Source organism: Terasakiispira papahanaumokuakeensis, assembly GCF_001709345.1.
Classification (GTDB): domain Bacteria; phylum Pseudomonadota; class Gammaproteobacteria; order Pseudomonadales; family Halomonadaceae; genus Terasakiispira; species Terasakiispira papahanaumokuakeensis.
In genome coordinates this window covers 2,405,600-2,419,052 of the sequence record NZ_MDTQ01000001.1, presented here as the reverse complement: position 1 = coordinate 2,419,052, position 13,453 = coordinate 2,405,600, and the positions used below count along the sequence as shown (strand labels likewise).

The 13,453-nt window shown below is 53.6% G+C and carries 9 protein-coding genes and 6 tRNA genes; 12 read left to right on the top strand and 3 right to left on the bottom strand.

Annotation, left to right across the window (positions count from 1 at the left end):
- Positions 1 to 6: 6 nt before the first annotated feature.
- The gene (gene ylqF / locus BFW38_RS10550; RefSeq protein ID WP_068998548.1) at positions 7 to 888 is read right to left on the bottom strand and encodes a ribosome biogenesis GTPase YlqF; all 882 of its coding nucleotides are present in this window, start codon (positions 886 to 888) and stop codon (positions 7 to 9) included.
- 109 nt (positions 889 to 997) lie between these two features.
- The gene (locus BFW38_RS10545; protein WP_068998547.1) at positions 998 to 1,765 is read right to left on the bottom strand and encodes a hypothetical protein; all 768 of its coding nucleotides are present in this window, start codon (positions 1,763 to 1,765) and stop codon (positions 998 to 1,000) included.
- A gap of 538 nt (positions 1,766 to 2,303) precedes the next feature.
- Between BFW38_RS10545 and BFW38_RS10540 the strand changes: the two genes are divergently transcribed.
- From BFW38_RS10540 to BFW38_RS10505, 8 genes are all read left to right on the top strand, one after another.
- Positions 2,304 to 2,379, top strand: a tRNA-Glu gene (locus tag BFW38_RS10540).
- A gap of 2 nt (positions 2,380 to 2,381) precedes the next feature.
- A tRNA-Gly gene (locus BFW38_RS10535) sits at positions 2,382 to 2,457 on the top strand.
- Between the two features lie 65 nt (positions 2,458 to 2,522).
- Positions 2,523 to 2,598, top strand: a tRNA-Glu gene (locus tag BFW38_RS10530).
- A 2-nt stretch (positions 2,599 to 2,600) separates the two neighbouring features.
- Positions 2,601 to 2,676 (top strand) — tRNA-Gly (locus BFW38_RS10525).
- 90 nt (positions 2,677 to 2,766) lie between these two features.
- Positions 2,767 to 2,842, top strand: a tRNA-Glu gene (locus BFW38_RS10520).
- 2 nt (positions 2,843 to 2,844) lie between these two features.
- Positions 2,845 to 2,920: transfer RNA gene (locus BFW38_RS10515), tRNA-Gly, on the top strand.
- Between the two features lie 309 nt (positions 2,921 to 3,229).
- The gene (locus tag BFW38_RS10510) at positions 3,230 to 4,981 is read left to right on the top strand and encodes an ABC transporter ATP-binding protein (protein WP_245686134.1); all 1,752 of its coding nucleotides are present in this window, start codon (positions 3,230 to 3,232) and stop codon (positions 4,979 to 4,981) included.
- Entirely contained in the window at positions 4,975 to 6,672 is a 1,698-nt protein-coding gene (locus BFW38_RS10505) for an ATP-binding cassette domain-containing protein (protein ID WP_068998545.1), read from the top strand. Before BFW38_RS10510 ends, BFW38_RS10505 begins: the two co-directional genes overlap by 7 nt.
- A 74-nt stretch (positions 6,673 to 6,746) precedes the next feature.
- Here BFW38_RS10505 and BFW38_RS10500 read toward each other — a convergent pair whose 3' ends face one another.
- On the bottom strand, positions 6,747 to 7,751 hold the full coding sequence (locus tag BFW38_RS10500; RefSeq protein ID WP_139116601.1) for a helix-turn-helix transcriptional regulator: 1,005 nt from the start codon (positions 7,749 to 7,751) through the stop codon (positions 6,747 to 6,749).
- 113 nt (positions 7,752 to 7,864) lie between these two features.
- Here BFW38_RS10500 and BFW38_RS10495 point away from each other — a divergent pair, with 113 nt between their 5' ends.
- Genes BFW38_RS10495 through BFW38_RS10480 form a run of 4 tightly spaced genes read left to right on the top strand, consistent with a single transcriptional unit; the run spans position 7,865 to position 13,381 of the window.
- The gene (locus BFW38_RS10495) at positions 7,865 to 9,889 is read left to right on the top strand and encodes a TonB-dependent receptor (protein WP_218186404.1); all 2,025 of its coding nucleotides are present in this window, start codon (positions 7,865 to 7,867) and stop codon (positions 9,887 to 9,889) included.
- Between the two features lie 11 nt (positions 9,890 to 9,900).
- Positions 9,901 to 10,929 (top strand): class I SAM-dependent methyltransferase, encoded by a 1,029-nt coding sequence (locus BFW38_RS10490; RefSeq protein WP_068998542.1) that lies wholly within the window; start codon positions 9,901 to 9,903, stop codon positions 10,927 to 10,929.
- On the top strand, positions 10,926 to 12,188 hold the full coding sequence (locus tag BFW38_RS10485; protein WP_068998540.1) for an MFS transporter: 1,263 nt from the start codon (positions 10,926 to 10,928) through the stop codon (positions 12,186 to 12,188). The genes BFW38_RS10490 and BFW38_RS10485 overlap by 4 nt, the downstream gene beginning before the upstream one ends.
- Positions 12,185 to 13,381, top strand: a complete 1,197-nt coding sequence (locus tag BFW38_RS10480; protein WP_068998538.1) for an MFS transporter — start codon at positions 12,185 to 12,187, stop codon at positions 13,379 to 13,381. Before BFW38_RS10485 ends, BFW38_RS10480 begins: the two co-directional genes overlap by 4 nt.
- Positions 13,382 to 13,453 lie beyond the last annotated feature (72 nt).

Below are 13,453 nucleotides of genomic sequence, written 5' to 3'. Positions count from 1 at the left end.
ATGTGTTTAGCCTTGTGTGTCCGTTTCTTCATGGCCATCAAGATCAGGGTCATAGACTGGTATGTCGGCCGGCGTTTCCAGTGTTAATAAGCCAAGATGACCGCCTCTAAGATCGTGTAGAAGTACTTCTGATGCCCTATGGTAATCCACGATGCCGCCAGACTTTAGGCCCCCTCTTTTACGGGCAATAATCTCCAGCATCGATAAGGGTTCATCCGGCAGGTGATCGACTTTGTAACGCCTCGCCAGTTGTTCTGGGTAGCGTTGCATCAAGGTCTCAACAGCCCAAAGGCCAACATCTTCATAGTCCATCGCGGTATCCCGGATGGCGCCAGTCATTGCCAGTCGATAAGCACTATTTTGGTCGTGAATGCGTGGCCATAATACGCCAGGAGTATCGGTGATTTGTAAGCGTTCGCCCACTTGGATTTTTTGCTGGCGACGTGTGACGGCAGGTTCATTGCCCACTTTGGCCACACGCTTTCCGGCCAGGGCATTGATGAGTGTCGATTTGCCGACATTAGGAATGCCCATGACCATGGCTTTGACGGAGCGGCTTTCACGCACCTGGTCGGCCAATTCCTGGCAGGTTTTGGCAATGGGTTTGAGTGTTTTGACATCAGTTGTGACAACGGGCAAGGCACGAACCTGCTGATCTTGCTCCTGGTAAGCGACCCATTCACGTATTTTTTCAGGATCCGCCAAGTCACTTTTAGATAACAGTTTGAGTACTGGCTTATGGCGTACTAACTGACCCAACACCGGGTTGGCGCTAGAGTATGGTATTCGAGCATCCAATACTTCAATCACCACATCGATCTCAGGCAACAGCTTTTTAATCTCACGACGTGCTTTATGCATGTGTCCGGGATACCAGCCCAAGGTCATAGCATTATCCTATTTGAATCCACTTGTGAAAAATGAGCGGGGCCAGCAGTCGCAACGGCTGGTCCACTCAGGCGGGCGTTAGTGTACAGTATCCGTATCGGAGGAGGCGCTAGTTGTCGTAAACTTGTTTTTTCTTCCAGCTGTCTTCATCTTCGATCATTTGATCAAGTGCTTCATTGAGTTCACTGTTTTGTGATGATTGCTCTTCAGCCGAGGCTTGCTGTTGTTCCAAGCGCTCAATGGTTTTTTTACAATCCAAAATGTACTGATTATATAGCCCCTGACCATTGACCTTGTTCAGTTCGTTGATGATGCGCTGATATTGCAGTATCGCAATACGTAATTTCCCTTCGTTTTCCGCCTTCTGGGCCGCAGAACTGTATACTTCAATCAATGAACGAGTGAAACCGTGTTTGATTTCACCGATAAATCCCTGCGCTGTTTTAGCATTCAGTTTGCGATCCTTATAGAGGTCGCTCAGCGTCTTATGCAGTAGTTTGAGGTTTCTGCGGACCTGATTCGCTACCTTGATATCGTCAATGGGGGCTGCTTTGGGCCGTGTGTTCTGGCGAATTTCTTCTGCTTTTTGTTCTGCTTGTTCGAGTTGAGCTTCGATGTCGTTTTTCCCCATATTCAAAGCTTTTTGCTCATGTAATAGGTCTTGCCACTGCTTGACTAGAAAGAGTTTAAAGTCATCTGATAGGAATTGAGGTGGAATTTCATCCAATAACACGCTGATTTGGCGTGCTCGATCACCCAATGCTCGCACCTGGCGCATTTGCTCAATACGCTTTTTTTCCTGTTGTTGCCGGGTATAGATGAAAGCCACCACTATAAAAGCCAGTAGCAGTACACCCCCTAAAATGAAGATCAGCATCTTTTCCCCCGGTATTGATCTTTAGATATCGTGAGTTGAGCACTTTGGTGATGGCGATCTCAACTTGATAACTGACTGATGCCTACAATATCGACCACATTAACTCGTTCTATTATAAGCTTTTCTATTAACGGCTGTTGAGCCGTTTACTTTACTGCATGCTGTGGTTTAGCTGGGTGAGTCGGGCTCAATATGCCGAGTGGTCGATCTGGATGACAAGACTGACATCTGTCATTTTTAAGTATAGTAGCGTGATGGTGCTGTAAATGTGAGTGGTTTCTTCAATGTTCGGCGCTATTTGCCTTGCCTGCTGAGTGGCTGTGGGGCTGTGATGTTTAAGCGATCGTCTTGGTATTAACGATATCGAGATTTGTTAGGTCTTTAGCGGTTGAGTGACAGGCGCTACTGTGTGTTCAGTGTGTTGGTTGTTGAGGCGCTAGGTTGTTGAAGTGACAGTAAAAAAAATTCAAAAATCGAGTTGACATGGGGGGCGGTGCTATTTAATATACGCGCCACCTTGAGATGAGGCATACACGACGTCCCATTCGTCTAGTGGCCTAGGACACCGCCCTTTCACGGCGGTAACAGGGGTTCGAACCCCCTATGGGACGCCAATGCGGGAATAGCTCAGTTGGTAGAGCACAACCTTGCCAAGGTTGGGGTCGCGAGTTCGAGTCTCGTTTCCCGCTCCAATACTCATCTTGTTTGTTAAAGGTATGATCTTATTAAGCTGATAGTTTAATTGAGATCGCTGTGTGTCCCATTCGTCTAGTGGCCTAGGACACCGCCCTTTCACGGCGGTAACAGGGGTTCGAACCCCCTATGGGACGCCATTGCGGGAATAGCTCAGTTGGTAGAGCACAACCTTGCCAAGGTTGGGGTCGCGAGTTCGAGTCTCGTTTCCCGCTCCATTATTGAAGTGAAATCAATGATGGAAAGCATAGTGCATTCTATGTTCAAATATTTAAGAGTCTGGTGCCTCTTTAAAACGCCAGAAGCGTGTCCCATTCGTCTAGTGGCCTAGGACACCGCCCTTTCACGGCGGTAACAGGGGTTCGAACCCCCTATGGGACGCCATTGCGGGAATAGCTCAGTTGGTAGAGCACAACCTTGCCAAGGTTGGGGTCGCGAGTTCGAGTCTCGTTTCCCGCTCCAGATTTTAAAAAGCCAGCCTCACAGAGGCTGGCTTTTTTTGTTGATCTGATTGTGTTGATCTGATCTTTTAATGATGAGATCTCTCCCTCCGTAGACTCACTATGCCGATATGCTTTATTCGTACGCCTTGATAATGGATGACGAGTATCGAATAAATTTGTCTTTTGAACGAAAGCATTCCCGCCGAACCTTGTCTGATAACCCTGTAGATTAACGTCACTGTACTGTTGATCGTCAGGAGGGGTGTCGTTGATAAGCGCTGTGTTGTGGCAGTTTTTACGTCCTTATCGAAAATATTGGATAGGGGCCATGGGCCTGCAAGCTCTGGCTGGAGTGGCCACTTTATTGCCTTGGGCATTGTTGGCGTTATGGGCTGATCAATGGATGCAGGTAGGCCAGTTTGATTGGTGGCCATTGTTGATCATCGTGCTGGTGATGTTGCTCGGTGTTGTCTGCCAAACCTTGTCGGCCTATTTCACACACCAAATGGATGTCATGGTGTGTTTTCAGCTGCGCCAGCAATTACTCGATCATTTGCAGAAACTGCCTTTAGGTTGGTTTTCGGCACGTGGTGCGCAAGGTGTCTCTCATCTCGTTGAACGCGATGTGGGGGCCTTGCATCAGTTGGTGGCTCATGCCCCCGTTGATGTTACCCATTTGCTTGTCTTACCCAGTCTAACGAGTCTTTATTTGCTGTGGTTGAATCCGACACTTTTTGCCTTAGCTGCGGTGCCTCTGGTTTTGGCCATCCTGGGTTTTAAATACTTACGTTCTGGTGCTTTTCGTGCTGTGGGGGCGCAGCGTGATCAGGCAATGCAGCAGCTGTCTGATGATTACGGCGAGTTTTCCCGGCATCTACATCTAGCGCGGCAGTATCCTGAAGCCGGGATCCAGCAACGCGTTACGTTATCCGCTCAGCAATTTAATCAGTCCTTTTCTCGTTGGGTCTCTAAAGCCGGTCATTGGGCGGCCATAATTCAGGTGGTCTTGAGTCAGCCTTGGCTGGTCATCTGGTTACTCTTATCCGCTTGGGGATTGAGCGCGACAGGTGTGTTTATTTCATTGGGCGATGTGTGCGCTTTTATTTTATTAGTCAGAGCGATTGCTTCGCCGATACAGGCGATGGGACATGCGGGCGATGCATTACGTCAGGCGGTCGCAGCGGCGGATCGATTACAGCAGGTGTTTGAAACGCCGCCTTTGTTTGAACGCGAGGCTTACGATGTCGAGGATTCGAAGCTATTGGGCGTTAAACATCGTTCGCCTCACGATGACGATACGGAAGCCTCGTCTGTGAAGGTGTTAGCGCAAGGTCAGTTGCAAGTGCACCAACTCTGTTATCGATATCCAGGTGCAGTTCATGGTCTGTCGGATATTAACCTTACGGTTCAACATGGTGAAAGTGTGGCATTGGTTGGGCCTTCTGGGTCTGGGAAAAGTACGTTACTGCATTTGTTAGCACGTTATATGGATCCGGTATCTGGTGCTATTTGGGTGAATGGAGTGCCGTTGCCATCCTTACCTGAAACCATCCGAAGTGCCTCTATTGTGTTGTTAGATCAGCACCCGGCAGCGCTTCGTGTCAGTGTTGAAGAGAATATTGCACTCTTGTGTCCGCAGGCCTCCCTGGAGCAAGTACAGCGTGCTGCGCGTTGGGCTTGTTTAGATGAGGTGATTCGCGCCTTGCCTAAGCAGTATCAAACGGTTGTTGGGCGAGATCTCAAATTCTCTGGGGGGGAAATGCAGCGTTTAGCGTTGGCGCGAGCGTTCTTATCAGAAGCTCCGATTATCTTACTTGATGAGCCCACTTCGGCATTGGACCCCGCGACGGGAAGTCGTGTTCAGGCCAATATCCAGCATCATTTTAAGCATCAGACCTGCGTAATGACGGCGCATAGGCTTGCTGAGATTGGTTCGGTGGATCAGATCTGGGTGCTCGACCAAGGGCGCGTGGTGGAGCAAGGGAACCACACGAGTTTGTTAGCGAAGCAAGGGCTTTATGCGCAAATGTGGCATCAGCAACACCGCGACAATATGATCATGGAGGACCGGTCATGTTAGCACTGTGGCGCCAGCTTTATCGTTTGCCTGATGCCTGTCGAGGTGCGCTCAATGTCGCCATGCTCTGGATGGTGATCTCGGCAATATTAGACGGAGTTTCTGGTCTGTTACTGGCCATGGCCTTATTACAAGGCGGCGTTGAGCTTCAATGGCCGATTGTCACCTTGAGTGTTTTAGTCGGGGTTACGGTGACCCAGGCCTGTGTGGCCTACTATGCCACACGGTGTGGTTTTATGGCCAGTGGCGGTATGGCGTCAGGGTTGATTATGCAGTTGATTCAACATCTCCCTCAGGCCCGCCAAGTGAAATTACAGTCTGTCATTTCGCCCCAAACATTATTGCAGGGGCCGGTGATGCAAGCGATGAGTATTCCGGCTCATTTATTAGCGCCTATCGTGACGGCGGTGGTGACCTCGTCGACGGTGGTGATTGGGGTCTTTTTTATCCACTTAGGTCTGGCGATTGGGCTATGTCTGGCAGGCATAGTTTTGTTGGCTATTTTAGGCTGGAGCCGATCACGCCAACGACAAACCGCATTGGCTCGAGAAACGGCTGAGCGTGCTTTTGCTGAAGAAGTTCAGGCGTTTGCCGATTGCCAATCTTTACTCCGTGCTGCCGGGCGCAATAGCGAGCCTCGCCAACGATTGGATCAATCCTTGAAGCAATTGTTCTTGTATTCACGTGCCCTTTTGCTGCGTGGCTTGCCGGGACATTTGGGGTTTGCGGTGTGCGTGCAAGGCGGATTAGCGTTTGCCTTGCTGCTAGGAGCACATTGTTTAGCACAGGGCGATATTTCCGGTTTGCAGCTATTGGTGGTCCTGATTCTGCTTGTGCGTTTTGTTGAGCCTTTAACGGTGCTCTCTCATTTCGATCAAGCATTGGATAATGCACGTCACGCTTTGGATCAATTGATAGCCGTTTTTGCTGTACCAAGATTAGTGTCTCCCTCCTGTGGTCATCAGCCCAATGGGGGCCAAGTTGAAGTACAAGAAGTGGCCTGGAAAGCGGGCGATCAATACCGGTTGTCTCATGTCAGTTTTACGGCACCGGACAAGAAAGTGACGGCCATCATTGGTCCTTCGGGTGCCGGTAAGAGCTGCTTACTGGCCTTGCTGGCGCGCTTGGATGACCCCAATATGGGGCAAGTACTGATGGGCGGATGTGATGTGCGCCAAATGACAGAACAGTCGTTAACCCAGTTGCGGACTTGTGTCTTTCAAGGGCAATCATTGATCAGTGGTCCTGTGGCCTGGAACCTATTGATGTCATCGCCAGGAGCTTCCCAGGCGGAGTTGGATCAAGCCGCGGAGCAAGCTTCCATCTTGGCGGATATTCAGCGCTGGCCAGAACAGTGGGCCCATCAGGTGGGGCCGAGTGGCCGTTTATTGTCTGGTGGCCAGCGCCAACGGTTAGCGCTGGCACGTGCTTTTTTATCGCCATCTCCTGTCTGTTTGTTAGATGAACCGACTTCAAGTTTGGACGCGGTTTCGGCCGGCCGCGTGGTGCGCCAGCTGGTGGCCTTAAAGAACCATAAAACCGTGATTGTGATTACGCATCAGCCGATGTTAGCGCGACAGGCCGATCACCTGCTGTTTTTGCAGCAGGGTCGTTTAGTGGATCAAGGACATCCAGATGCGGTGGCTGAGCGCCAGCCGTGGGTGGCTGATTTTTTCACTGATATGGATCACTGAGGAGCAGGGCAGGGATTTGGAAGCCGAAATTGAGTCGGAAACTAAACGTATTGGATGACATGACGCCGCATGCCTCAATGCCCCTTGCCAGGTTTGGCAACTGATTTTGGTGTGCGACCGTAGTAGCGCTCGAATGCCGTGCTGAAGCTGGACAGGTGCTCGTAGCCGACTTTGTAGGCCACGCTTGAGACATATAAACCTCTCTCCAGCAGTTCCCAGGCTTTCTTCATACGGATGTCCATGAGCATACGGTGAGGGCTGGTGTCGAACATGTGCCTAAAGCCCTGTTTGAGTTTGAACTCGTTGATGCTGGCTGTGGCGCACAGGTAGGCAATCGTCAATTTCCGATCGTACTGCTGTGTGAGGAGATCACGCACACGCAGTATCCGATCTTGATCGTCGCTACGCAGCGGGCCTTTGAATGACGTTGAGGGCCGGAATGTACGGGTTTGTTCGGCTAACAGGCTAAGTGCTGCGATCTGAATATCCAGCAGTCCGGCATCTCGATGATGAAGATGGACCAGTGACTGCGCCAGGTGCTGGGTTCCTGCGCCATGCTTGCCGAAGAATATATGGCGTGCAGAGTGGTCATTGCGTACGCCATCGAGCAGATGAGCCAACCCATAGCGATGCAACAGCGGCTCCTGGGCAATCAAGCGCAGTTGACGAATGTCACGCTCAGCAGGAAAACGACGCTCCCCGCGCACACTTGAGAAGGCTGCCACAGTGCTGTGACCGGCGATGAAGTCGAAGCGCTGTCCATCCACGCCCAAAGTGCTGGACTCGCCTTCCAATGCGATGGTGATGGTCAGCGAACGGCCTTCCCTTTCCACAGAACTGCGTTCCAGTAGATCCCGCTGTGGTCGATAGTGGGCATAGGCCAGTGTCAGGCCTTCATCGAGACGGCAGATGTCGTTCATGCAATCACCTAGCTCGGTGGGTAATTGCGAACGTAGCCAGATCCCCTGGCCGAGCTGCGTCGGATTGGGAATGTCTGACGTATGGATGTGGTCGGTCATTCCGCCTCCTGGGGGTTGGCTTTCTCCTTGTTGGGAGATGGCTTGACTCCGAAATGCCAAAGAAAAAATCCAGATCGCCTAAAACTCAAATGATACCCATTTTCGTCTGGAAGTTATAGTGACTCTCAGGCGAATTAGCGCCTCTTCATCTGCATTTTTAACTGGGTTATCTCATGAATGACGAACTTGGCGCCTTCCATCGCGCCCTCCTGATGACATTGCCGATACTGGTGTTGCCTGCCATGGCAACCGCCGAGGATACGGCTACTTCGACGGCAGACGATCCTGTTGAGGAGCTGTCCGCCATCACCGTGACTGCCGATAAGACCGCACGCGCATTAGAGCAGGTACCGGCCAGTGTCGCGGTGATCGACGGGATGGATCTCGAACAATCTGGCATCGAGAGGATGGCGCAGTTGGAGGGGCGGATACCGGGCCTATCGTTCCAGCCATTCGGACAGGCGGGATTGAACTCACCGGTTATGCGTGGGTTAACGGCCAATTTCAACACCTTTTCGACTTCGACGTTGCTGCTGGTAGATGACGTGCCGACACATACTGCGCAAGGTTTTGATGATGCCATGCTGGATGTGGATCGCATCGAAGTTCTACGTGGGCCTCAGTCCACTCTTTATGGGCGCAACGCCGAAGCTGGCGTAATCGCTATTCACAGTATGCCGATGGACAACACACCGCGTACCAGTGTCTCTACAGACCTTGGCAGTCGAGATAAACGGGGTGTCCGTTTCTCGCTGAGCCGACCGCTGGTGGAAGACACTCTGTACGCTAGTCTCTCCGGTGCTTGGTTGAAGCAGGACGGCTTCATCGACAATGTTTATTCCGGTGGTCAGGAAGACGACCGTGAACCGCGCAACCTAAAGTTGGGTTTGCGCTGGACCCCCAGTGCGGCGACTGATCTGGTGCTGCGTTATGCGAGGCAGGACTACGACGACGGCGCAGCGCTGTGGGGGGCGCCCACTGCGCCTCGCAAGCAGGTTGCATCCGGTACATCGAGCTGGAACCAATCCAAGGGACAATCGTTATCGTTGAACGCCTCGCATGCCTTTGATTCCAACCTGCGGCTGCGGTCGATCACGGCATGGAGTGATTTCACCGACGACATTCAGCAGGATACCGACTTCACTGCGGCGGACATCATGCACATCCGGCGCAATCATCAGCTGCGCACGCTATCACAAGAATTTCGGTTGGAGGGCCAGCTGGGCACGACGGACTGGCTCGCGGGCGTCTATGCGGACCGAAGCGACAACGATCTGCAGAACATAGGGCGTCGCATGATGACGCTGGAAGATTTGCGTGCCGATCAGAAGAGCCGTGCAGTCGCGCTGTTCACGCACTGGAATATTCCGCTGAGCGACACCTGGCGCCTTGCTGCCGGTGCGCGCGTTGAACGCAACGAGGTCGAGATCGACCCTCAGGGGGCATCAAAGCAGGATCGAGATTGGACGCATTTCTCACCCAAACTCGCGCTTCAGTATCAGTTTGCGCCCGAGCACCAGTGGTATGTCAGCGTGAGCCGAGGTATCCGTGCTGGTGGCTTTAATGCTTTGTCAGCAGCAACCGATTACGCCGCTTTCGAGCCGGAGAAGAACTGGTCCTATGAAATGGGGGTCAAGGGCTGGGCGATGGACAAGCGACTGCGCTATTCATTGGCGGCCTACTTCATGGATATCGACGACATGCAGGTGATGCAGATGCCCATGCCTGGCGTCATGTATATCACCAGCGCCGCGACGGCCCAATCTAAAGGCATCGAATTTGATGTGGACTACTTGCTGGGTCATGGCTGGCAGCTCAAGGGAGGGCTGGCATGGAACCGGACCCGCTTTGATCACTTCAGCGACGGTACGGCGGACTACGCTGGCCATCGTAACCCGTTCGCACCAGACCTGACCGGCTACCTCGGTATTCGCTATGACGCGCCGCAAGACTGGTACGCGCAGGCTCAGGTGCGCGGCACGAGCAAGGTTTATCTGGATGCTGAAAACCGCTACAAGCGCAGTGGCTTTGGCTTGATCGACCTGGTGGCCGGATATCAGTGGGACACTTGGGAAATTGCTGCTTACACGAATAATGCAGCGAACAAAACCTATGATGCCGTGGGCTACCAGAACGGTTTTGTCACAGTTTACAGCCCGCCCCGTGAAGTGGGTATGCGGCTGACCTGGCGGATGTGAGGGCAAGGACCATGAACTTTCATACCTCTCACCCCTTGCAGCCGTTCTGGAACATCGCCGCTGCGCCGATTCAGACTCAGGCACTGGAGCAAGCCTTGGTCTTGGGGCTGTTTGATCGGCTGCGTCAGCCTGCTGATGCTGGCACCGTAGCCCAGGACCTGAAGCTGGATCTGACGGCGACCTCCCTCTGGCTGGACTTGTTATGGAGCCTGGAGCTGTTGTCGCGGCAGTTGCCGGTCGATGTTTCTGTCCAGCCGCGCTATGTCACATCGCCACTGGCCTTGCGCTACTTTGTCGATGACGCCGGTGAGCATTGTTCTCAAGGCTGGTTATATCGCGCTCGTTTCCTGACTCGGTTCGCTGGGCAATGGCAAACGCTACTGCGTTACGGCTTTGATTCAAAGGGCCAGGCGGCGCCTCAAGGAAGCTGGGCCCAAGCCGCGCGCGAGCAGATCGGGCAGGAGCAGCGTGCGGTAACGGTACCGGCAGTACTGCGCCTGATTGACACCTTACCGCCTCTGCCTGAAGCGGGCTGCCTGCTAGATCTGGGCGGCGGTCCGGGGCATGTCGGTATTGCACTGGCACAACGTTTGCCAGGTTGGCGCGGTGTCTTGTGCGACCAACCGGAAGCCGCCGAAGTGGCGCAAGAGAATATTCAGGCCGCCGGGTTGGCCGATCGCCTACAGGGATTGGGCTGCGACCTGAACACGGACGATATTGGTAATGGCTACGACCTGATCTGGTGCTCCGCAGTCCTACATTTCCTGCACGATCCGGAGGCGCTGGTACGCAAGGCTACAGCGGCCTTAAATCCTGGTGGCCTGTTGCTGTTGGCGCATGCCGAGCAGGTCGATGATCCTGCCATGGCGGCGCGTGTGTTGCCCTTTTATGGCACGGTGGCCCTGCGCGGCAATCTGCTGCCACAACCGGGAGAGATCGCCCGGATGATGGCCAAGGCGGGTTTGACCGAGATCCAATCGCTAGGCCATGTTGATTTCCCGATGGCACCGGTCTGCCTTCACATGGGGAGGCGCCCATGAGCACGACAGCAATGATGGCCTCGCGCTCTTGGTGGCCCCAGCAGTTGCTGATTGGCTGGCTCAACCTCGTGTTGACTGCACCCATTATCTACATGTTCGTCGGTCTACCGTTGGTCATGCGCGAGCACGGCTGGAGCGGTACGGAAATCGGCTTGCTACAGCTGGCAGGCCTGCCGGCTGTCTTTAAGTTCATCCTGGCCACCCCGGTTGATCGTTGGCGGCTGGGGGCGGCCAATTACAAACACTGGGGCATCTTGCTGGGCGTTTTGTATGCAGTGGCGCTGGCGCTTTTGGCGAGCAACGATCTTGCTGATACGCCCTATCTACAGCTGTTCGCACTGGCTATGTTGGCGAGCTTGCTGGGTACCTGGGTGGATGTGCCGGTCAATGCGTTGGCGATCAGGTTGCTTCCCGAATCGGAACGTATTCGCGCCGGAGCGGTTCGTTCGGTGGCGGCATCCTTGGCCGCCATTGTCGGGGGCGGGGTGATGTTGGTGCTGCATGCACGGCTGGGTTGGGCATGGCCCTTCGCTATATTGTCGGCCAGCATTTTGCTCAGCCTCTTGTTGTTGCCTTGGCTGGCGACAGATCGCGGTGATGAAGATGCGCTGGATGTGGGTCAGGTGACCCGTGCTGGCGTGAAGGCCTGGATTAGCTATTTCCGTACCGCCGAGCACCGAGTCTGGATATGGCTGTTGCTGTTCTATTTCCCGGCGATAGGCGCTGTCTGGATCTACCTGAAACCCTTGATGCTGGATCATGGCTTCGCTCAGGAGCAGATTGCCTGGAGCATTGGGGTAGGCGGAGGCTTAGTAGCTGCCGTGGCCAGTATGATGGCGGGTCCGATTATCAAAACCATCGGCGCAAGAACCGCCTTGCCATTGTTTGCTGTGCTCAACCTGCTGGTGATGATTGCGTTGGTAGTGGTGGTGATAGGTGACTGGGGTAAGGCGGCGTTGATGGTAACGGCCATGGCCTTAGCGTTAGCGATGGGGGCGACTTCAGGGCTGTTGTTCGGTCTGATGATGAATCATGCACGACAGCATTTGGCCGCGTTGGACTACGGCTTGCAATCCAGCCTCTTTGTGGCTTCTCGCACCACGGCGCCTTTGTTGGCGGGCATTTTGTTAGATCGACTGGGTTACGGTGGATTACTGGTGGGGTTGTCGGTCGCGTTGGGGCTTGTATGCCTGCTGGCATGGTATAGCCGTGATCGCATTTTTATTCACCGCGATGAACGTTTCAAGGTGCGGCCATGAGTATGACGATTGACTCAACACGATCAATGGATAACACAGCGTCTACCGTATGGCTGTGGATGGGGTTTGTGCTGGCGGCTTTGAACTTGCGTCTGATCTTTGCCACGGTTGGGCCGCTGCTGACTCATTTGGAATTAGGGTTTGCATCGACCCTGCTGGTGACGACGCTGCCGTTGGCACTGTTGGGTATTTTTTCGATCCCAGGCGTTCACCTGCGTCGCTGGCTCGGCGAGGAGCGTACTTTGTTTCTGGCGTTGTTGCTGCTTTGCTTGGGGTGTGGTGTGCGCTGGTTCGGTGAAACGGCTTTGATTCTGGGTACAGTGATCGGCAGTGCTGGCATCGCCGTGATGAATGTCGTCATGCCCGCGCTGGCGCGCAAGCGCTTCGGACCACAGCGCATGGGGATGGTGATGGGCATCTATGCCCTGATGCTGGGTGTCGGTGCGGTATTAGGCGCCAGCGGCTCTTTCCCTCTGTTTCAGTGGATGGGGGAGAACACCGCAGCGGCCTATCATACGCTGGGTCTTTGGGCCCTTCCTGCTTTCCTTGCGTTGCTGCTTTGGCTACCTCAGTTAAGGCGTGCGGCAGTCGTCGATAACCTGGGGAGCGTTTCAAGCGCTACCGTCAATGTTTATGGCAATCGCACGGCCTGGTCGATCACCTTGTTCTTCGGTTTACAGGCACTCAATCTGTACGTATTTCTGCCTTGGATGCCGACTATCCTGATTGATCGCGGCGTTACACCGATTGATGCTGCGATGATTTTTTCCATTTCGCAGGTTTGCTTGATGGTGGGTAGCTTCGTCACGCCTTTATTGGCTTCTCGCCGCACTGACCAGCAACTTTACATCGTGATGACGGTGCTCACTTGCCTGGCTGGCACGCTAGGTTTGATGTATGCCCCAAGAGGTAGCGCCATCCTCTGGGCTGCACTGTTGGGCTTTGGACAAGGGGCTGGTCCATCATTGGGGGCTTTCTTGTTTGTTGCCAAGGCGTCCAGCGTCGATGCGGCTACTCGAATTTCGGCAATGGCACAGACTGTGGGCTATCTGCTCGCTGTTGCAGGGCCGCTGTTGGTTGGCGTGATCTATCAGCGCACAGGGGAGTGGCATATCCCGATTCTGATTCTGGCTGCGATTCTTTTGGTTGAACTGGTGGTCTCGCTGCCTGCGGGAAGGAATGTCAAAGTATAACGATGGGCATGCCTGTTTGGCATGCCCATTCAGTGCGCAGTCATATATGCTCAAGCGCGGGTTATCACGTCT